16 protein-coding genes are annotated in these 19,437 nt (G+C 71.8%); 9 read left to right on the top strand and 7 right to left on the bottom strand.

The genetic code is table 11. The features are described 5' to 3' along the window. Nucleotides 1-14 precede the first annotated feature (14 nt). Entirely contained in the window at nucleotides 15-911 is an 897-nt protein-coding gene (locus tag JNK30_RS15480) for a hydrogen peroxide-inducible genes activator (RefSeq protein ID WP_293483486.1), read from the bottom strand. Nucleotides 912-1,033: 122 nt separating this feature from the next. On the opposite strand from JNK30_RS15480, the gene JNK30_RS15475 reads away from it, so the two are divergent. Further along, complete coding sequence (locus tag JNK30_RS15475) at nucleotides 1,034-1,591, top strand: peroxiredoxin (protein WP_293483484.1); 558 nt, start codon at nucleotides 1,034-1,036, stop codon at nucleotides 1,589-1,591. Nucleotides 1,592-1,710: 119 nt separating this feature from the next. Beyond that, a complete protein-coding gene (locus JNK30_RS15470; protein WP_293483483.1) occupies nucleotides 1,711-2,247 on the top strand; it encodes a carboxymuconolactone decarboxylase family protein in 537 nt (178 codons plus the stop codon). A 34-nt stretch (nucleotides 2,248-2,281) separates the two neighbouring features. On the opposite strand, the gene JNK30_RS15465 is transcribed toward JNK30_RS15470, so the two are convergent. Together JNK30_RS15465 and JNK30_RS15460 are read right to left on the bottom strand one after the other, a co-directional pair. After that, a complete protein-coding gene (locus JNK30_RS15465) occupies nucleotides 2,282-3,298 on the bottom strand; it encodes an NAD(P)-dependent alcohol dehydrogenase (RefSeq protein WP_293483481.1) in 1,017 nt (338 codons plus the stop codon). Beyond that, a complete protein-coding gene (locus tag JNK30_RS15460) occupies nucleotides 3,295-4,542 on the bottom strand; it encodes a CoA transferase (protein ID WP_293483479.1) in 1,248 nt (415 codons plus the stop codon). The genes JNK30_RS15465 and JNK30_RS15460 overlap by 4 nt, the downstream gene beginning before the upstream one ends. A 71-nt stretch (nucleotides 4,543-4,613) precedes the next feature. On the opposite strand from JNK30_RS15460, the gene JNK30_RS15455 reads away from it, so the two are divergent. Genes JNK30_RS15455 through JNK30_RS15445 form a run of 3 tightly spaced genes read left to right on the top strand, consistent with a single transcriptional unit; the run spans nucleotide 4,614 to nucleotide 7,389 of the window. Beyond that, nucleotides 4,614-5,780 carry an acyl-CoA dehydrogenase family protein gene (locus JNK30_RS15455; RefSeq protein WP_293483477.1) on the top strand — a complete coding sequence of 389 codons (1,167 nt, stop codon included), beginning with the start codon at nucleotides 4,614-4,616 and terminating at the stop codon, nucleotides 5,778-5,780. Nucleotides 5,781-5,794: 14 nt separating this feature from the next. Beyond that, complete coding sequence (locus JNK30_RS15450) at nucleotides 5,795-6,571, top strand: enoyl-CoA hydratase/isomerase family protein (protein ID WP_293483475.1); 777 nt, start codon at nucleotides 5,795-5,797, stop codon at nucleotides 6,569-6,571. Then, complete coding sequence (locus JNK30_RS15445) at nucleotides 6,568-7,389, top strand: hypothetical protein (protein WP_293483473.1); 822 nt, start codon at nucleotides 6,568-6,570, stop codon at nucleotides 7,387-7,389. The genes JNK30_RS15450 and JNK30_RS15445 overlap by 4 nt, the downstream gene beginning before the upstream one ends. Before the next feature lie 5 nt (nucleotides 7,390-7,394). Here the strand turns inward: JNK30_RS15445 and glk are convergent, their stop codons facing one another. From glk to pgl, 3 genes are read right to left on the bottom strand one after another with little or no spacing between them, the layout of a single operon-like run. Continuing rightward, nucleotides 7,395-8,366 carry a glucokinase gene (gene glk, locus JNK30_RS15440; protein WP_293483471.1) on the bottom strand — a complete coding sequence of 324 codons (972 nt, stop codon included), beginning with the start codon at nucleotides 8,364-8,366 and terminating at the stop codon, nucleotides 7,395-7,397. Continuing rightward, nucleotides 8,363-10,180: a phosphogluconate dehydratase gene (gene edd / locus JNK30_RS15435; RefSeq protein WP_367118756.1), complete on the bottom strand. Its 1,818-nt coding sequence runs from the start codon at nucleotides 10,178-10,180 to the stop codon at nucleotides 8,363-8,365. The genes glk and edd overlap by 4 nt, the downstream gene beginning before the upstream one ends. 15 nt (nucleotides 10,181-10,195) lie before the next feature. Continuing rightward, nucleotides 10,196-10,855 (bottom strand): 6-phosphogluconolactonase, encoded by a 660-nt coding sequence (gene pgl, locus JNK30_RS15430; protein WP_293483467.1) that lies wholly within the window; start codon nucleotides 10,853-10,855, stop codon nucleotides 10,196-10,198. Nucleotides 10,856-11,113: 258 nt separating this feature from the next. Between pgl and JNK30_RS15425 the strand changes: the two genes are divergently transcribed. Then, nucleotides 11,114-12,997: a glycoside hydrolase family 15 protein gene (locus tag JNK30_RS15425; RefSeq protein ID WP_293483492.1), complete on the top strand. Its 1,884-nt coding sequence runs from the start codon at nucleotides 11,114-11,116 to the stop codon at nucleotides 12,995-12,997. Between the two features lie 54 nt (nucleotides 12,998-13,051). Here JNK30_RS15425 and zwf read toward each other — a convergent pair whose 3' ends face one another. Then, complete coding sequence (zwf, locus tag JNK30_RS15420; protein WP_293483465.1) at nucleotides 13,052-14,515, bottom strand: glucose-6-phosphate dehydrogenase; 1,464 nt, start codon at nucleotides 14,513-14,515, stop codon at nucleotides 13,052-13,054. 135 nt (nucleotides 14,516-14,650) lie between these two features. On the opposite strand from zwf, the gene otsB reads away from it, so the two are divergent. The 3 genes from otsB to ligD are packed head-to-tail and all read left to right on the top strand — an operon-like array spanning nucleotide 14,651 to nucleotide 19,430. Beyond that, nucleotides 14,651-15,379, top strand: coding sequence for a trehalose-phosphatase (otsB, locus tag JNK30_RS15415; RefSeq protein ID WP_293483463.1), 729 nt, complete (start codon nucleotides 14,651-14,653; stop codon nucleotides 15,377-15,379). Continuing rightward, a complete protein-coding gene (locus tag JNK30_RS15410) occupies nucleotides 15,376-16,785 on the top strand; it encodes a trehalose-6-phosphate synthase (protein WP_293483461.1) in 1,410 nt (469 codons plus the stop codon). Before otsB ends, JNK30_RS15410 begins: the two co-directional genes overlap by 4 nt. After that, the gene (gene ligD / locus JNK30_RS15405; protein ID WP_293483459.1) at nucleotides 16,785-19,430 is read left to right on the top strand and encodes a DNA ligase D; all 2,646 of its coding nucleotides are present in this window, start codon (nucleotides 16,785-16,787) and stop codon (nucleotides 19,428-19,430) included. Before JNK30_RS15410 ends, ligD begins: the two co-directional genes overlap by 1 nt. The last annotated feature ends 7 nt before the right edge of the window (nucleotides 19,431-19,437 follow it).

Genomic DNA, 19,437 nt, shown 5'->3' with positions numbered 1-19,437 from the left:
CGCGCGGCGGCGGTTCAGACGTCGCGCAGGACGTCGGCGAGGAGGCGGCCCTCGGCGCGGCGGTTCGACCCGGCGCGCCAGGCGACCACGATCTCGCGCACGGCATGCTCGGCCGCGATCGGCTTGACCGCCACGTTGGCGGCCCGGGTGAGGCCCGCCTCCACGGCCATCTCGGGCAGGAAGGTCACCCCCAGCCCCGAGCCCACCATCTGCACCAGGGTGGGCAGCGAGGTGGCGGCGAACGGCTCCTCGCCGATCCCGGCGCGCGGCGGCGAGAGCTTGCAGGCGGACAGGGCATGCTCGCGCAGGCAGTGGCCGTCCTCGAGCAGGATCAGGTTCTCGCGCTCCAGGGCCTCGGGCGTCGCCGACTGCGCCCGCGCCAGCGGATGGTCGGCCGGCATGGCGGCCAGGAGCTCGTCGTCGGCCACGTGCGCCCACTCCAGTCCAGCCATGTCGTAGGGCAGCGCGATGAGGGCCGCGTCCAGCCGGCCGGCCTTCAGCTCGGCGATCAGGCGCTGCGTCAGGTCCTCGCGCAGGAACAGGCGCAGGCGGGGGAAGCGCTGCTTCAGCAGGGGCAGCGCGCCCGGCAGCAGGAACGGCGCGATGGTCGGGATGACGCCCAGGCGGAAGCGGCCGGTCAGCGGCTGGCCCGCGTTCTTGGCGGACTCGACCAGTTCCTCGGCCTCGTTGAGGATCACCGTGGCGCGGCGCAGCGCCTCTTCGCCGACCGGCGTCAGGATCACCCCCGTGCGGGCGCGGTCGACCACGGGCGCGCCCAGGGTGCGCTCCAGCTCCTGGATGCCGGCCGACAGGGTGGGCTGGGTGACGTGGGCGGCCTCGGCCGCCTTCCCGAACGCCCCGTGCTCGGCGAGCAGTTTCAGGTACTGCAGCTGGCGGATCGTCGGTAACATAGAGCCACCCTATTCAAATCCCAAAAACTATCAATTGGAATAGTGGACCCCGACACCCTATCTCCCGTTCCGACGCGACGGCGCACCCGCGTTTCGCCAAGAAACTCAAGGAGTTGTCTCTCATGCTGGGTATTGGTCAGACGCTGCCGGACTTCAAGGTCGTGGGTGTGAAGCCCAAGTTCATGCGCCACGAGGAGAACGGCGAGAGCGCCTTCGAGACCCTCACCAAGGAGAGCTTCCCCGGGAAGTGGAAGGTGATCTTCTTCTACCCGAAGGACTTCACCTTCGTCTGCCCGACCGAGATCGCCGAGTTCGCCCGCCTCAACCGCGAGTTCGCCGACCGTGACGCGGTGGTGATCGGCGGCTCCACCGACAACGAGCACTCCAAGCTCGGCTGGCGGCGCGAGCACCCGGACCTGCGGGAACTCGCCATCTGGAACTTCGCCGACAACGGCGGCCGCTTCGCCCGTGACCTGGGCGTGCTGAACGAAGACGAGGGCGTCGCCCAGCGCGCCACCTTCATCGTCGACCCGGACAACGTGGTTCAGCACGTCTACGTGACGAATCTCAATGTGGGCCGCAATCCGCAGGATACGCTCCGCGTGCTGGACGCCCTGCAGACCGACGAGCTCTGCCCGTGCAACCGCTCGGTTGGCGGCGAGACGCTCAAGGCCGCGTAGGCGACCGACTTCCCCTACCCGAGGCCGCGAACGCACACACCCGCGGCCACGGCGACTGCCCCGAGGCGCTCACCTCCCCCGAGCGCCTCGGGGTCTTTCCCGACATTCCGGAGACGACCATGTCGCTCGACACCCTGCGCGACGCGCTGCCCGCGTACGCCAAGGACATCAGCCTGAACCTCGGCAGCCTCGCCTCCGAGACCACGCTCAACGATCAGCAGAAGTGGGGGGCGTTCGTCGCCTCGGCCCACGCCATCGGCCAGCCCGCCGTGATCCAGGCGGTGGAAGCGGCCGCCGACGCCGCCGGGCTCTCGGCCGAGGCCAGGACCGCCGCCAAGGCCGCCGCGGCGATCATGGGCATGAACAATGTCTACTACCGCTCGCTGCACCTGCTCTCGAACGGCGAATACCGCACGCTGCCGGCCCGGCTGCGCATGAACGTGCTGGCCAATCCGGGGGTCGAGAAGGCGGACTTCGAGCTATGGTCCACGGCCGTCTCGGCCGTGAACGGCTGCGGCATGTGCCTGGACGCCCACGAGGCCGAGTTGAAGAAGCACGGCGTGCCGGCCCAGCAGATCCAGGCGGCGCTGCGCATCGCCGCCGTGGTCAACGCCGCCAGCCGCGTGATCGCCGCCGAACAGGCGCTGGCGGCCTAGGGGCGTTGTCGCCCCGCGGAGGCGCAGGCGGGACTTAGCGTGGTCCGGAGACGACGACTTTCCCGAGATGCTGGCCGCTCTCGAGGTAGCTGAGGGCGCCGCGGGCGTCTTCGAACGCGAACGTCCGATCGATGACAGGCTTCAGGCCCACGCCGACGGCGGCCCGAATGAGCTCCAGCAGGCCCGAGCGGTCGCCGACCGTGATGTTGCGGAAGCTGGCGCCGCTGAGCTTGAGCTGGAAGAAGTCGATGCCGGGGTTCTCGGTGCTGAGGAAACCGATCGAGGCGATCTCGCCGCCGACCGCGACGGCCTTGAGGGATTGGGCGATCGTCCCGGGACCCCCGACCTCCACGACCCGATCCACGCCGCGGCCTCCGGTCAGGGCGCGGACGCGGCGCCCCCAGTCCGCGTCCTGGCGGTAGTTGACGATGTGGGTCGCGCCCAGGGCCCGCAGTCGCTCGGCCTTGCTGTCGGCCGAGGTGGTGGCGATCACGGTCGCCCCCAGGGCGCGCGCCAGCTGCAGGGCGAAGATCGACACGCCGCCGCTGCCCTGGACCAGGACGGTGTGGCCGGCCCGGACCGGCGTCGGGCCGGCGAGCGCGGTCCAGGCGGTGAGGCCCGCGCATGGGAGGGTGCAGCCCTCCTCGTAGGTGAGCGAGTCCGGCAGGGCGACGACCGCCTCCTGACTCACCGCCTTCAGCTCGCAGAGCCAGCCGTCGCTCTCGGCGCCGTAGCTGTCGGCCTGGATCGTCGCCGGCATCTCGCCGCCGAACCATCGCGGGTGGAACGCGCCCACGACCCGGTCGCCGACCTTGAAGGCCGTGACCTGCTCGCCGACGGCGACGATCTCCCCGGCGGCGTCGCTGACCGGGATGAGGCCGGGGACGGCCTTGCGAGGATAGCGCCCGCGCACGATGGCGAGGTCGCGATAGTTCAGAGCGACGGCGCGGATGCGCACCAGCACCTCCCCGCGCTGCGGCCGGGGATCCGGTTCTTCGTGCAGCCGCAGGGCGTCGATGTCGCCGAAGCTCTCGAGGCGGTAGGCCTTCATGCGTCGCCCTGGCTTGCGGTGGCGTCTTCGCCCGCCCCCACGCCGAACTCCGCCAGGATCTCGTCGGTGTGTTCGCCCAGCTTGGGAGGGTGGCGGCGGATGTTGCTGGGGGACCTGGAGAACTTCACCGGGGGCTTCATGAGGCGGTAGGCGCCGAGGTCCGGATGGTGGTGCTCCTGGAAGAAGCCGACGGCCGCGAGGTGCGGGTCGGCGTCCAGGTCCTCGAGGGTGTTGGTCTTCACCACCGGGATCGACAGCGGCTTCAGGATATCCAGCCACTCCTGGGTGGTCTTGGTGGCGGCGGCCTGCTCGATCAGGCCGTAGAGCTCGCGGGTGTGCTTCGCGCGGGTGGCGTAGTCGGCGAAGCGGGGATCGTTCTTGACCTGCTCGCCGAAGCCGGCGGCGTCGAAGAACTGGTCCCACTGCCGGTCGGTGTAGGGCAGGAGGCCGATGTAGCCGTCCTTGGTCCTGAACGGCTTGCGGTTGGGGTTGATGACCCGCTGGTAGCCCCACTGGCCCGTGGGCGGCTGGAAGGTGTGGTCGTAGAGGTGCTCGACCAGCAGGAAGCTGGTGACGCACTCGAACATCGGCACCTCCACGAACTGGCCCTCGCCGGTGCGCTGGCGGTGGAAGAGCGCGGCGGTGACCGCCTGGGCGAAGAAGAGGCCCGAGACCTTGTCGGCCACCAGGGTGGGCAGGATGCGCGGGACAGGGTTGCCGTCGGTGCGCGGCAGGACGTCGGCGAGGCCGCTGGCCGACTGGATCAGGTCGTCGTAGGCCGGCTCGCCCGCATAGGGGCCGTCCGAGCCGTAGCCGGCGGCATGGACGAAGACGATGTCCGGCTTGATCGCGCAGACGTCCTCGTAGGCGAGGCCCAGGCGTTTCATGCCCTCGTAGCGGATCGAGGAGGTGAGCACGTCGCACGAGGCGATGAGCCGGTGGAGGGCCTTCTTCCCGCGCTCGGTCTTCAGGTCGAGCAGGATCGAGCGCTTGTTGCGGTTGATGGTGAGGAAGATGGGGCCGAGGCCCTTGGGCGCGCCTTCCGGCAAGTGGCCCGCCCACCGCATGATGTCGCCGCCGTCGCCGCGGCCCGAGCCGGGGTCTTCCAGCTTGATCACGTCGGCGCCCTGGTCGGCGAGGATCTGGGTCCCGTAGGCGCCGTTCACCACGCTGGTGAGATCGAGGATGCGGACGCCGGACAGCGGGCCGGTCGGCTTCGCGCCCATTCGGCTGGGTTCCGTCACGTTACGCCTCCCCACTGCGGCTTCGACCGTTATGATGCGGGCTACAACAGCAGTGACGTTGGGGGAAGCCAGTGGACTTCGAGCTCTCGGAAGAGCACCGCATGCTCAAGGACCTGGTGGCCCGGTTCGTGAAGGACGAGCTGATGCCGCTGGAAGCCGGCGTCATGCAGCGCGAAGCCGAAGGCCAGGGCCTGAAGCTGTCGCCCGAGGACCACGCCCGCCTGGACAGGAAGGCGCACGAGCTGGGCCTGTTCGGCCTGGACGCGCCTGAGGACGTGGGCGGCTCGGACCTGCCGATGACGGCGATGGTGGGCGTGGAGGAGGAGATCGGGCGCTGCGTGACGCCCTACACCCTGCCGCCGGACAGCCCGAACCTGCGGATGCTGATGGCGACGGTGAACGACCGCCAGCGCGAGGCGTACCTGGCGCCCTACGTCGCCGGCAAGCTGAGCTCGGCCATCGGCATCTCCGAGCCGGGCGCGGGGTCCGACCCCGCGGGCATGACCACCTTCGCCCGGCGCGACGGCGACGACTGGGTGATCAACGGCCGGAAGATCTGGATCACGCGGGCGGCGGAGTCCGACTTCACCATCCTGATGGCGGTGACCGACAGGGAGAAGGGCGCCCGGGGCGGGATGAGCGCGTTCCTGGTCGACAAGGGCACGCCCGGCTTCAACATCCTGCGCCGCATCCCCATGCTGGGCGGGCAGTACAGCTACGAGATCGCCCTGGAGGACTGCCGGGTCGAGGGCTGGAAGCTGCTGGGCCAGGAGGGCGCCGGCTTCGCGCCGATGCAGGTGCGGCTGGGCACCCGCCGGATCCAGATGGCGGCGTGGTCGGTCGGCATGGCCCAGCGGGCGCTGGACATGGTCATCGAGTACGTCCCGCAGCGGAAGACGTTCGGCGTGCCGCTCTCGGAGCGCCAGGCGATCCAGTTCTGGGTGGCCGAGGCGGCGACCAAGATCCATGCCGCCCGGCTGATGACCTACGACTGCGCGTGGAAGCTGGACAACGGCCGCGACGTGCGGTCCGAGATCAGCATGATCAAGTGGTTCGCCACCGAGATGGCGTACGAGACCGTGGACCGCGCCATGCAGGCGTTCGGCGCCATGGGCATGACCAAGGAGCTGCCGCTGCAGCTCATGCAGGCCAAGCTGCGCACGATGCGCATCTACGACGGGCCCAGCGAGGTGCATAAGTGGGTCGTGGCCCGGAACCTCCTGGGCACGCGGAAATAGGGACAGGGGACCAGATGCAGACGCAATTCGGCGAGCACGTGTCGGTGGCGGTGGACGGCAACGTCGCCGTGGTGACCATCGACAAGCCCCCGCACAACCACGTCTCGGTCGAGCTGATGCGCGACCTGGCCGACGCGCTGGACGCCATCGACGGCGAGACGGCGCTGCGCTGCACGGTGCTGCAGGCTGAGGGCAAGAACTTCTGCGCCGGGGCCGACCTGGTGCGGCGCGAGGACCAGGGCGGGCTGGGCGCGGTGAACCCCCTGTACGACCAGGCGGTGCGGCTGTTCTCGGCGAAGAAGCCGATCGTGGCCGCCGTGCAGGGCGCGGCGGTGGGCGCGGGCCTGGGCCTGGCGGTGATGGCCGACTTCCGCGTCGCCTCGCCCGACGCGCGATTCGCGGCCAACTTCGTGAAGCTGGGCTTCCACCCGGGCTTCGGGCTGACCCACACCCTGCCGCGGCTGGTGGGGCATTCGAAGGCCGAGTTGATGTGCCTGACCGGCCGCCGCGTGAAGGCCGAGGACGGACTGGCCTGGGGCCTCGTGGACGAGGTGGTCCCCCTGGAAGAGCTGCGGAGCGCGGCGCTGCGCCTGGCGAAGGAGATCGCCGAGAACGCGCCGCTGGCCATCGTCGCCACGCGCAAGACCATGCGCGGCGACCTGGCCGCGGCGGTGCGCGCCCAGACCGACAAGGAGGCCGCCGAACAGGGCTGGCTGCGCGACACCGCCGACTACGCCGAGGGCGTGCGCTCGGTGGCCGAGCGCCGGGTCGGGAACTTCGTCGGGCGATGAGGCAAGCGTTCGTCGCCGCGGCCCTGGTTCTCGCCCTGCCGTGGTCGGCCGGCGCGCAGGAGGCGGCCGAGTCGGTGACGGTGCGCACGCGGGCGGACGCGGTGGGCGACCTCTACCGCTTCCGCAGCGAGGCCAGGTACGCCGAGCGCAACGCCGACGGCGACGCCAGCCAGACCAACAGCCAGGCCTTCGACGTCGAGGTCCTGGGCGTCACGCCCGACGGGCTGAAGCTGCGCTACACCCTGCGCGAGGCGTCGCTGACGGATTCGTCCGGGCCTTCGATGGAGACGGCGCTGAAGGCGCTGATCGGGGTCCCGCTCGAGTTCCGCCTGCGGCACGACGGGACGCTGGCGGGGCTGGACAACTGGGAGGCGTTCAAGACGCGCGTGCTGGCGGGGGTGGACGCGGCCCTGCCGCGGCTCGACACCATCCGCAACATCTACCATCAGCGCTTCGCCCAGGAGCCGCTCTACGCCGCGCAGGACATGGTGCTGGGCGACGTGCGGCTGATGGCGATCATGGAGCCGGTAGGCCCGACGCCGCTGGGCTCCAAGGTGGTGACCGACTTCCGCCGAAGCCCCCCGGGCCGGGCGCTGTCGGACGTGCGCGTGCTGAAGGCCGGCTGCACGGTGCGGGTGACGCGCGCGGCGGTGGGCGGCTCGACCGGGGTGCGCCAGGACTTCACCACCGACGCCGTGGTCTCCAGCCGCGACGGGCGCGTGATCACCCTGGCGCAGCGCCGCGTGGAGCGCGCCGGCGCCTCGTCGGTGGACGAGAGCGTCAACATCCGCCGCGTGAGCCCCGCCCCCGCCTGCTGAGGGCCTCAGAGACGCTCGAGCAGCTCCAGCTGGCGGGCGGCGCCCAGGATCGCGGGATAGGGATGCAGCACCAGGTAGGTGGGCACGGTCTGCACGTAGTCGGAGAGGCGCCCCTTGTCCTCGAAGCGCGCGCGGAAGCCGCCGCCGGCCAGGCGCTCGGCGATGCGCGGGGCGATGCCGCCGGAGACGAAGACCCCGCCCCGGGCGCCGAAGGTCAGGGCCAGGTCGCCCGCCACCGCGCCCATGATGCCCACGAACCGGTCCAGGGCCGCCGACGCCAGCGGATCGCCGACCAGGCCCTCGCGGGTGACCATGGCCTCGTCCGCCAGCTCGGGCGCCTTGCCGGCGAGCTCGGCCAGGACGCAGTAGAGGTCGTAGAGACCCTGGCCTGACAGCAGGCGTTCGATCGAGACCCGGCCGTACCGGGCGTCGAGCCGCTTCCAGACCTCCACCTCGACCTCGTCGGTCGGCGCGAAGGCGGCGTGCCCGCCCTCGGTGGCCAGCGCCACGTCGCCGCGGGCGCTGCGGGCCAGGGCCGCGACGCCGAAGCCCGTGCCGGCGCCCAGCGCCACCATCGGACAGTCCACGGGACCCTTCGCCAGGTTCGGGCCGAGGACGCGCAGGTCGGGCCCCTCGAGCAGCGGGCAGGCGATGGCCTGGGCGGCGAAGTCGTTGATCAGCCGGACCGCCTCGAACTCGAACTGCGCGAGCAGGTCGCCCTCCGAGACCACCCAGTCGAGGTTGGTGAATTCGATCTCGCCGTGCAGGACCGGCCCGGCGACCGCGATCACCGCCCGCGGGGGCCGTTTCCGGCCGACGGTCGTCTCGATGTACTCGGCCATGATGTCGGCGAGGCTGGCGTAGTCCTTGTTGGCGAAGCTGCGCGGGTTGCGGACGTGGCCCTGGGCGTCGACCACGGCGAAGCGCGCGTTCGTCCCGCCCACATCGCCCACGATGCCCACATACTGGGGCTTCATGACGCCGCCGCCTCGAACAGCGCGCAGGCGCCGGTGTCAGCCGGACCCGCCGCGCGGCGCATCCAGCCGAACAGCTCGCGCCCGTAGCCCGGCGCGGACGGCGGCGCTGGCCCCGCCTCGCGGCCCATCAGCTCGCGGGGATCGAGGCGGATGTCGAGCACCCCGGCCTCGGCGTCGAGGCGGATGACATCGCCCGTGCGCACGCGCGCGAGCGGCCCGCCCGCCGCGGCTTCGGGCGTGACGTGGATGGCGGCCGGCACCTTGCCGCTGGCGCCGCTCATCCGCCCGTCGGTGACCAGCGCCACCTTGAAACCCTTGTCCTGCAGCACGCCCAGGACCGGCGTCAGCGAGTGCAGCTCTGGCATGCCATTGGCCTGCGGTCCCTGGAACCGGACGACGGCCACGAAGTCGCGCTCGAGCTCGCCCCGGCGGTGCGCGGCGAGCAGCGCGTCCTGGTCGTCGAAGACGATGGCCGGCGCCTCGACCGTCCGGTGCTCGGGCTTCACGGCCGAGGTCTTGATCACCCCGCGGCCGAGCGCGCCGGTCACGATGCGCAGCCCGCCCTCGCGCTGGAACGGATCGTCGGCCGGCCGCAGGATGTCGCGGTCGAGGCTGGCCGGGGGACCCTCGCGCCAGACGAGGCGGCCGCCGTCGAGGAACGGCTCCTGCTGGTAGCGGCGCAGGCCCCGGCCGGCCACGGTCATGACGTCCTCGTGGGCGAGGCCGGCGTCGAGCAGCTGGCGGGTCACGAAGCTCATGCCGCCCGCGGCGTGGAAGGCGTTCACGTCCTCGCTGCCGTTCGGATAGACGCGCGCGATCAGCGGGGTGACGCGCGACAGGTCGTTGAAGTCCTCCCAGGTGATCTGGACGCCCGCGGCCCGCGCCATCGCCAGGATGTGCAGGGTGTGGTTCGTCGAGCCCCCGGTGGCGAGCAGCCCGGCGACGGCGTTCACGAGGCTCTTCTCGTCGACCACCGCCGAGAACGGGGTGTAGTCGTTCGCGCCGTCGCGGATCTCGACCGCGCGGCGGGGCGCGGCGGCGGTCAGCGCGTCGCGGAGCGGCGTGTTCGGCGTGACGAAGGCCGCGCCCGGCAGGTGCAGGCCGGTCATCTCCATCATCATCTGGTTGGAGTTGGCGGTGCCGTAGAAGGTGCAGGTGCCGGGGCCGTGGTAGCTCTTCATCTCCGACGTCAGCAGCTCGTCGCGCGTGGCCTTGCCCTCGGCGTAGAGGCCGCGGACGCGGGCCTTCTCGGCGTTGGAGATTCCGCTGGTCATCGGGCCGCCGGGCACGAAGATCACGGGCAGGTGCCCGAACGAGGCCGCGCCGATGAAGAGGCCGGGCACGATCTTGTCGCAGATGCCCAACATCAGGGCCGCGTCGAAGGCGTCGTGGGTCAGCGCCACGGCCGTCGCCATGGCGATCACGTCGCGCGAGAACAGCGACAGCTCCATGCCGGGCCGCCCCTGGGTGACGCCGTCGCACATGGCCGGGACGCCGCCCGCGTACTGCGCCGTGGCGCCGGCCTCGCGCGCCGCCTGGCGGATGATGTCGGGGAAGCGCTCGTAGGGCTGATGCGCCGAGAGCATGTCGTTGTAGGCCGAGACGATGGCCACGTTGGGCGCGGCGGGATTGCGCAGGCGCTGCTTGTCGTCGTCGGGCTGGGCGGCGAAGGCGTGGGCCCAGTTGGCGCAGGAGAGCTTGCCGCGTCCGGGGCCGGCCTCACGGGCCGCGGCCATCCGGGCCAGGTAGTCGGCGCGGCTCTCGCGGCTGCGCTCGACGATGCGCTGCGTGACCTCGGCCGTGACGGGGTTCAGCGGAGCCATGGGCGTTCAACCTCCGTCGGGGGTCCAGAAGATGCGAACCGGCGCCTTCGCGCGCGCGAGGAGTCGGCCCACAGGCAGGTCGTCGCCGGCGAGCGCCCGCTCGACGACCCCGCGCTTAGTCTCTCCCGCGACCAGAAGGAAGATGGCCCGAGCGTGTAGCAGGGCCGATAGCGTGAGCGTGATGCGCGCGACCGGCGGCCGGCCCAGGCCGGCCGGCACGGGCCTCAACAGGTCCGCCGTGGTCAGGGCGTCCTCCAGGCCGGGATCGCCCGGGATCAGCGAGGCCACGTGGCCGTCCTCGCCCATCCCCAGCATGACCGCGTCGAAGGGCGTGAGGACCGCCACCGCGGCCGGCTCCGGCGCGGGCCAGAGGGGCAGGAACCTCGCCCGCGCCGCAGGCCCGACGAGAAGGCGCTCGCGCACCAGCCGGGCGTTGGACACGGGATCGTCGGGCGGCGCGCAGCGTTCGTCGGACAGGGTCACCGCGATCCGGGTCCAGTCCAGCGGCGCGCCGGCCAGGCGGTCGTAGACCGGCCCGGGCGAGCGGCCGCCGGTGGCCACGAGGGACGCGCGGCCGCGCGCCGTCACCGCCCCGGCCAGCGCGGCGGCGACCGCCTGCGCGGCGGCGTCGGCCAGGACCGGGGCGCTCGGGAAGGTTTCGATCATGGATCCGCTCATAACGCGCAACGCGGCCGCGCGAGCCATTTTCAATGGCTAACCACGGAATACGCGAAACGACACGGAACAAGCTGGAGGCGCCCGCCGCCGGGCCCTTCCGCGTGCTTCCGCGCATTCCGTGGTTCGATCGGCTTGCGCCTGCGGCGCCGTCGCCGGGAGCCAAGGTTCGCGCGCGGCGTTTCGCCATCGGCGGCCGGCCGGCGGGGCGCGGCCGTTCTCGCTTGCGCCGAACCGGAGGACGGGCATCTGGACCAATCCCTCGACCTGTTTCCGATCGGCAACTGCGCCGCCAGCGCGCTGATCGACCGGGCGGGCCGCTACGTGTGGGCCTGCGTCCCGCGCGTCGACGGCGACCCGATGTTCTCGGCCCTGCTGTCCGGGGCCGAGCCGGGCGAGGCGGACGGCGTCTGGATCCTCGAGGTGGAAGGCGCGGTGGAGACCCGGCAGGCCTACCTGCGCAACACGCCCATCCTGCGCACCGAGATCCGCAACGCCGACGGCGCGGCGGTGGAGATCCTCGACTTCTGCCCCCGCTATCGGCACCACGGCCGGCAATACAGGCCGCTGGCGTTCGTCCGCATGGTGCGGCCCCTGAGCGGCGCCCCGCGGATCCGCATGCGGCTGCGCCCGGTGATGAAATACGGCGAGCGGCGGTGCTACGAGACCGTCGGCTCGAACCACATCCGCTACGTGGGCGAGGCGGTGACGCTGCGGCTGACCACCGACGCCCCGGTGAGCCACGTCGCGGCCGAGCGGGCCTTCCGCCTCGAGGAGCCGATCGGCTTCTTCCTCGGACCCGACGAGGGCCTGGAGGCCGACGTCTCCACCACCACCCAGAGGATGCTGCGCGAGACGACGGACTACTGGCGCGGCTGGGTGCGGACGCTGACGGTGCCGCTGGAATGGCAGGAGGCGGTGATCCGCGCCGCGATCACGCTCAAGCTCTGCGCCTACGAGGAGACCGGGGCGATCGTGGCGGCGCTCACCACCTCGATCCCCGAGCACGAGGCCGACGACGGCGGCGGCCGCAACTGGGACTACCGCTACTGCTGGCTGCGGGACGCCTACTACGTGGTCCAGGCGCTGAACCGGCTGGGCGCGGCCGACATGCTGGAGAACTACCTCGGCTACCTGCGCAACCTGGTGGACCAGGCGAACCGCGGCGACATGAAGCCGTCGGCGATCCGCCCGGAGCAGCGCGAGCTCCCCGGCCTCGACCTGCCGACGGCGGCCTCCGGCAAGGCGGGCCACGTGCAGCCGGTCTACGGCGTCGGGCTAGAGCCCGTGCTGACCGAATGGATCGCGCCGCACCTGCCCGGCTATCGCGGCATCGGTCCGGTGCGGGTGGGCAACCAGGCGCACGAGCACCTGCAGCACGACGTCTACGGCCAGATCGTGCTCTCGACGGTGCAGGCCTTCTTCGACGAGCGGCTGCTGCGCCCGGCGACGGTGGACGACTTCCGCGCCCTGGAGCCCATCGGCGAGCGCGCCTTCGAGCTGCACGACGAGCCGGACGCCAGCCTGTGGGAGTTCCGCGGGCGCGAGGCGGTGCACACCTATTCGTCTGTGATGTGCTGGGCCGCCTGCGACCGCCTGGGCAACGCCGCCGCGCGCCTGGGCCTCGCCGAGCGGGCGGCCTACTGGAACGCGCGGGCGGCCGACATCCGCAGCACCATCGAGACCCGCGCCTGGAACGCGCAGGAAGGCCGCTTCGCCGCCACCTTCGACGGGGACGAGCTGGACGCGAGCCTGCTGCAGCTGGTGGACGTGCGGTTCCTGCCGGCTGACGATCCGCGCATGCAGGCCACCATGGCGGCCGTCGAGCGCGGCCTGCGCCGCGGGCCGTACATGCTGCGGTACGCCATTCCCGACGACTTCGGGCTGCCGAAGACCGCCTTCAACTTCTGCACCTTCTGGCTGATCGAGGCCCTGCACCTGTCGGGCCGCACCGAGGAGGCGCGCAAGCTCTTCGAGGAGATGCTGGAGCGGCGGACGGCGGCGGGCCTGCTGTCCGAGGACATGGCCCTGGATGGCCAGGAGCTGTGGGGCAACTACCCCCAGACCTATTCGCTGGTCGGCCTGATCAACTGCGCCAACCTGCTCTCCAAGAGCTGGCAGAGCATCCGATAGGACAAGGCGCCTCGGCCCTCTCCGGCCGCGGAGCGGCGGTGGAGCCGCCCGGGATCAGTCGCGCCAGTCGCGGCCGAAGCGCTCGATGAGGGCGAAGGCCCCGGGGGGACCCCAGCTGCCCGCGGCGTAGGGCCTGGGCTGCAGGCCCGCCTCGGCCCAGGCGTCGGCGACGCCGTCGACCCAGGCCCAGGCCGCCTCCACCTCGTCGCGGCGGACGAACAGGGTGGCGTCGCCGTGGATGACGTCCAGGAGCAGGCGCTCGTAGGCGATGCGCCGCCGCGCGCCCGGCCCTTCGTAGGTGCGCAGGAGCGAAAGCGAGAGCGGCATCGACTGCAGCCGCATCCCGCCCTTGGTGAGCCCCGGCGCCTTGTTCATCAGGGTGAGGTTGATGTCCTCGTCCGGCTGGAGGTCGATCACGAGGCGGTTGGCCACGAGGTCGTGCGTCGAGGCCTGGCCGAAGATGGAGTGCGGCACCGGCTTGAACTGCACGACGATCTGGGTGCGCTTCTCGGGCATGCGCTTGCCGGTGCGCAGGAAGAAGGGGACGCCAGCCCAGCGCCAGTTGTCGATGTCGACCCGCAGCGCCACGAACGTCTCGACGCCGCTCTTCTGGCCGCGCTCGGCCTCGTAGGCCGCGGCTTCGCGGCCCGCCACCACGCCCGCGCCGTACTGGCCCCGCACGGACTTGTCGGCGGCGTCGGCGCGGGTGAACGGTCGCAGGCTGCGGAGCACCTTCACCTTCTCGTTGCGCACCGAGTCCGGCTCCATGTCGGCCGGCGGCTCCATGGCCACGAGGCAGAGGAGCTGCAGCATGTGGTTCTGCAGCATGTCGCGCAGGGCGCCGTACTCGTCGTAGTAGGGCCAGCGCGCGCCGACCCCCTCGGTTTCGGCCACGGTGATCTGCACGTGGTCGATGGAAAGGGAGTTCCAGAGCGGCTCGAACAGGGTGTTGGCGAAGCGCAGGGCGATCAGGTTCTGGACCGTCTCCTTGCCCAGGTAGTGGTCGATCCGGAAGATCTGGCTCTCGTCGAAGATGTCCGACAGCGCGGCGTTGATCTCCCGCGACGTGCCGAGGTCCCGGCCGATGGGCTTCTCGAGCACGATGCGCGAGCCCTCGCCGGCGACGCCCGCCGTGTGCAGCGCCTCGCAGACGCGCCCATAGAGGCTGGGGGAGATGGCCAGGAAGAACAGGGGCCGCTCGGCGCCCTCGAGCGCCGGCTTCAGGAGCGCGGCGCCCTCCGGGGTCGTGGCGTCGGCGCCCACGTAGTCCAGCCGCGCGGCGAAGCGCGTCCAGGCCGCTTCGTCGATCTCCTCGGCGCGCTCGTCCAGCACGCGCCGCACCGTCTCCACGAAGGCCTCGCGGGTGAGCTCGCCGCGCGCCGTCCCGACGATGCGGACGCCGGGCGGCAGGAAGCCGTCCACGTCGAGGAAGAAGAGCGACGGCAGCAGCATCCGCCGCGACAGGTCGCCGGTGGCGCCGAAGAGGACGATCGCGTCGGACTGAGGCGTGTCGGGCATGCCCCGGAGAGAGCGCGGCCGGGCCGACGGGTCAAGCCTGCGGCCCCCGGGCGCGGCCCGCCCCAGGATCAAAACCGCCCGCGCGGCGTTTTGGGCAGGTCGGTCTGGAGCGTGATGTCGTTTGAAGTCGCAGTCGTGACGCCACCCGCCCCGAAGCCCCTGCGGCTGTCGGAGGTTTCGCTGTTCCTGGATCTCGACGGCACCCTGGCGCCCATCGCGCCCCGGCCGCAGGACGTGAGGCCGGACCTGCGCCGGACGCGCCTGCTGGTGCGGCTGGGACGGGCGCTCGAGGGGCGGCTCGCCGTGGTGAGCGGCCGCACGCTCGAGGACATCGACCGCATCCTCGACGGCAGCATCCCGTGCGTGTCGGCCGTCCACGGCCTCGTGCGCCGCGACGCCGACGGCGAGGTGCGCCGGGTCGAGCCCCATCCGGGCCTGGCGCCAGCGGCGCAGGCGTTGCGCGCCTTCGCCGGGCGCGATCCCGGCCTGATGGTCGAGGAGAAGGGCGCCAGCGTCGCGCTGCACTTCCGGCTGGCGCGCGCCCGCGCCGCGGAGTCGCGCCTGCTCGCGCGGCGCCTCGCGGCCGAAACAGGACTGACGCTGCAGGAGGGCGACATGGTGGAAGAACTGCGCACGCCCGGTCCGTCGAAGGGTGACGCCATCCGCGACTTCATGCGGCAGGCGCCGTTCGCCGGGTCGGTTCCGGTGTTCGCCGGCGACGACGCCACCGACGAGCACGGCTTTGCCGAGGTGGCCCGCCAGGGCGGCTTCGGCGTCCTGGTCGGCCGGCCGCGCGAGACCCACGCGCTGTTCGGGCTTCGCAACGTCGAGGACGTCCTGGCCTGGCTGGAGTCGGCGCGATGACGGCCCCGCAACGCCTCGTGGTGGTGTCGAACCGCGTGAACCCGCCCGCGGCCCAGGGCGAGGAGAGCGTCGGCGGCCTGGCCATGGCCCTGGCGGCGGCGCTGAAGCAGTACTCGGGCGTATGGTTCGGCTGGTCGGGCCAGACGACGCCCGAGTTCACGGGCGAGCTCAACGTCGTCGAGCAGCGCGGCGTCACGACGGCCACCGTCGATCTCGAGGAGATCGATCTCGACGAGTACTACAACGGCTACGCCAACAAGACGCTGTGGCCGCTGTTCCACTACCGCACCGACCTGGCCGCCTTCCACCGCGCGTTCGGCGAGGGCTACCGGCGGGTGAACCGGCGGTTCGCCGAGACCCTGCGCCCGCTGATCCAGCCGAACGACCTGATCTGGATTCACGACTACCACCTGATCCCGCTGGCGCGGGAGCTGCGCAGGCTGGGGGTGAAGAACCGGATCGGCTTCTTCCTGCACGTGCCGTGGCCGGCGCACCAGGTGATGATCAACCTGCCCCGACACCGCCAGCTGGTGGAGTCGATGTTCGACTACGACCTCATCGGATTCCACACGGCCGAGTACCAGCAGGCGTTCGAGGAGTACGTGCTGAACGAGGCCGACGGGGTGACCCTGCCGCCCGGCCGGCTGCGCGCCTTCGGCCGCACGGTCGAGACCGGGAGCTTCCCGATCGGCATCGACGTCGACGACTTCGCCCGGATGATGAAAAGCGGGCGGGCGCGGCGGATGCGCGACCTGATGACGGCCTGCACCGTGTTCCGCCACCTGATCGTCGGCGTGGACCGGCTCGACTATTCCAAGGGCCTGGAGGAGCGGTTCCTCGGGTTCGAGACGTTCCTGCAGCAGAACCCCGACCTGCGCCGGGAGGTGCTCATGCTGCAGATCGCGCCCCCCAGCCGCGAGTCGGTGGAGGCGTATCAGGAGATCCGCGGCCGGCTGGACGCGCTGTCGGGCCGCATCAACGGCGAGTTCGCCGACGTGGACTGGGCGCCGTTCCGGTGGGTGAACCGAAACTACCGCCGCGACGAGCTGGCCGGCATCTACGGCGCGGCGCGCGTGGGGCTGGTGACGCCGCTCCGCGACGGCATGAACCTGGTCGCGAAGGAGTACGTGGCGGCGCAGGATCCCGAGGACCCCGGCGTCCTGGTGCTTTCGCGCTTCGCCGGCGCCGCGCGCCAGATGGAGGAGGCGCTGCTGGTGAACCCCAACAGTCCCGAGGACATCGCCGACGCGCTGAAGCGGGCGCTGAGCATGGAGAAGGCCGAGCGCGTCCGGCGCTGGCAGGCGCTGTACGAGAACGTGGTCCGCGAGGACGTCACCGCGTGGCGCGACAGCTTCGTCGCCGCCCTGGCCGACGAGGGCGCGACCCGCCAGGGGCTGGCCGTGTGATGGCCGACAAGCTGGCCCGCTATCGGTCCATGCGGGACTTCTCCAAGACCTCAGAGCCGGCGAGCGCCGACCGCACCACGGCCTCGAAGCGGCTGCGGTTCGTCGTGCAGAAGCATGCGGCGACACGGCTGCACTACGACTTCCGGCTGGAGCTGGACGGCGTCTTCCTGTCGTGGGCGGTGACCAAGGGTCCGTCGCTGAACCCGGCCGATCGTCGGCTGGCGGTGCAGACCGAGGACCATCCGCTGGACTACGGCGACTTCGAGGGCACGATCCCCAAGGGCGAGTACGGCGGCGGCACGGTGATGCTGTGGGATCGCGGCTACTGGACCCCGGAGGGCGACCCGCGGGCCGGGCTCAGGAAGGGCGACCTGAAGTTCACGCTGGACGGCGAGCGGATGAAGGGCTCGTGGGTGCTGGTGCGCATGAAGCGCCGCGAGCGCGAGACCCGCGACAACTGGCTGCTCATCAAGCACCACGACGGCTGGTCGGTGGACGCGCACGGGGAAGCCCTGGTGGAGGCGGAGACCGACTCGGTGGCCTCGGGCCGCCCGATGGAGGCCATCGCCGAAGGCAAGGGCAAGGGGCCGAGCCGCTTCATGACCGGCAAGGGCCGCGCCTCGGGCAAGGACGTCTGGCGATCGAACCGCGCCGACGACACGCCGCCGGAAGCGGCGCCCGCGAAGACAGCTCCCGCGAAGGCGCCTAAGGCGAAGGCGGCCAAGGCGAAAGCGACGCCGGGCCGCCGCGCCGCCGCCCTGCCGGGCTTCGTGCCGCCTCAGCTCGCGACGCCGGCGGCGCGGCCCCCGCAGGGCGCGGGCTGGGCGCACGAGATCAAGTTCGACGGCTACCGCCTGCAGCTTCGCGTGGAAGCGGGCCGGGCCACGCTGAAGACCCGCAAGGGGCTCGACTGGACCGCCAAGTTCCGCGAGATCGCCGCCGACGCGGCGGGCCTGCCCGACGGGATCTACGACGGCGAGGCCTGCGCGCTGGACCACAACGGCTCGCCGGACTTCCCCGCCCTGCAGGCCGCGCTCTCGGACGGCAAGACGCAGGACCTGATCTTCTTCGCCTTCGACGCCCTGTTCCTCGACGGGGAGGACCTGCGCGAGCGGCCCTTGAGCGAACGCAAGGCGCGCCTCGCCGCGACGCTTGCGGCTGCGGGCCGGACGCCGGCCAGGCGCATCCGCTACGTCGATCACTTCGAGACGGCGGGCGATGCGGTGCTGCAGTCGGCGTGCCGCATGTCGCTGGAGGGCATCGTCTCGAAGAAGCTCGACGCGCCCTATCGCTCGGACCGCACCGGCGCGTGGCAGAAGTCGAAATGCCGGGCGGGGCACGAGGTGGTGATCGGGGGCTGGACCGGCGAGCCCGGCCAGCTGCGCTCGCTGCTGGTGGGCGTCCATCGCGGCGACAAGCTGGTCTACGTCGGCCGGGTGGGCACGGGCTTCGGGCGGGACAAGGTCGCCCGGGTGCTACCCAGGCTGGAGGCGGTGGCCGCCGACCGCAGCCCGTTCTCGGGCCCGGGCGCGCCGCGCAAGGCGGGCGACATCAACTGGGCGAAGCCGGACCTGGTGGCCGAGATCGAGTTCGCCGGCTTCACCGCGGACGGCAACGTCCGGCAAGGCGCCTTCAAGGGTCTGCGCGAGGACAAGCCCGCCCGCGAGGTGGAGGCCGAGCCGCCCGAGCCCGTCGCCGAGGCCGAGCTCGCGACGCCCGCGCCGCGCAAGACGTCCGCGGCGGCCGGAAACGTCGTGCTGGGCGTGACGATCTCCAGCCCCGACAAGGCCCTGTGGCCCGACGACGGCAAGGGCCGGCCCGTCACCAAGCTGGACCTCGCCCGCTACCTCGAAGCCGTGGGGCCCTGGATGATGCCGCACCTCAAGGGCCGGCCCTGCTCGATCGTCCGAACGCCCGACGGCATCGGCGCCGAGCGGTTCTTCCAGCGCCACGCCGGCAAGGGCTCGTCGGCGCTGATCTCGGAGGTGCAGGTCTTCGGCGACCACAAGCCCTACCTCCAGGCCGACCGGCTGGAAGCCCTCATCGCGCTGGCGCAGATCGCGGCCACGGAGTTCCATCCCTGGAACTGCCAGCCCTTCCAGCCCGAGGTCCCCGGCCGCCTGGTCTTCGACCTGGACCCCGACGAGGACATCCCGTTCGAGCGGGTCATCGAGGCCGCCAGGGAGGTCCGCGAGCGCCTGGAGGCGGTGGGCCTCGCCGCCTTCTGCAAGACGACGGGCGGCAAGGGGCTGCACGTGGTCACGCCGCTGGCCGACGGGAAGGGCAAGACCGACTGGAAGATCGCCAAGGCCTTCGCCCAGGACATCTGCCTCGCCATCGCCGCCGACGCGCCGGACCGCTACGTGGTCAACATGTCGAAGGCCAGGCGCAAGGGACGGATCTTCCTGGACTACCTGCGCAACGACCGCATGGCGACGGCGGTGGCGCCGCTGTCGCCGCGGGCGCGGCCGCTGGCCCCGGTGAGCTTCCCGCTGACCTGGACCCAGGTGAAGAAGGGCCTCGACCCCAAGGCCTGGACGATCCGCACCGCGCCCGCCGCGCTGGCGAAGACCAAGGCCTGGGCCGACTACTTCGACGCCGAGCGGCCGCTCGCCGACGCGATCCGGCGGCTGAAGGGGGGCTGACGCCCGC

This window comes from Phenylobacterium sp., assembly GCF_016793225.1.
In the GTDB taxonomy this organism is placed as follows: domain Bacteria; phylum Pseudomonadota; class Alphaproteobacteria; order Caulobacterales; family Caulobacteraceae; genus Phenylobacterium.
This window is presented reverse-complemented; position numbering and strand designations above follow the sequence as displayed.

What these genes read in the sequence shown, in the direction of transcription:
- JNK30_RS15480 (WP_293483486.1), bottom strand. Translation starts at nt 911, where the DNA reads ATGTTACCGACGATCCGCCAGCTGCAGTACCTGAAACTGCTCGCCGAG.
- JNK30_RS15475 (WP_293483484.1), top strand. Translation starts at nt 1,034, where the DNA reads ATGCTGGGTATTGGTCAGACGCTGCCGGACTTCAAGGTCGTGGGTGTG.
- JNK30_RS15470 (WP_293483483.1), top strand. Translation starts at nt 1,711, where the DNA reads ATGTCGCTCGACACCCTGCGCGACGCGCTGCCCGCGTACGCCAAGGAC.
- JNK30_RS15465 (WP_293483481.1), bottom strand. Translation starts at nt 3,298, where the DNA reads ATGAAGGCCTACCGCCTCGAGAGCTTCGGCGACATCGACGCCCTGCGG.
- JNK30_RS15450 (WP_293483475.1), top strand. Translation starts at nt 5,795, where the DNA reads ATGCAGACGCAATTCGGCGAGCACGTGTCGGTGGCGGTGGACGGCAAC.
- JNK30_RS15445 (WP_293483473.1), top strand. Translation starts at nt 6,568, where the DNA reads ATGAGGCAAGCGTTCGTCGCCGCGGCCCTGGTTCTCGCCCTGCCGTGG.
- glk (WP_293483471.1), bottom strand. Translation starts at nt 8,366, where the DNA reads ATGAAGCCCCAGTATGTGGGCATCGTGGGCGATGTGGGCGGGACGAAC.
- pgl (WP_293483467.1), bottom strand. Translation starts at nt 10,855, where the DNA reads ATGATCGAAACCTTCCCGAGCGCCCCGGTCCTGGCCGACGCCGCCGCG.
- zwf (WP_293483465.1), bottom strand. Translation starts at nt 14,515, where the DNA reads ATGCCCGACACGCCTCAGTCCGACGCGATCGTCCTCTTCGGCGCCACC.
- JNK30_RS15410 (WP_293483461.1), top strand. Translation starts at nt 15,376, where the DNA reads ATGACGGCCCCGCAACGCCTCGTGGTGGTGTCGAACCGCGTGAACCCG.
- ligD (WP_293483459.1), top strand. Translation starts at nt 16,785, where the DNA reads ATGGCCGACAAGCTGGCCCGCTATCGGTCCATGCGGGACTTCTCCAAG.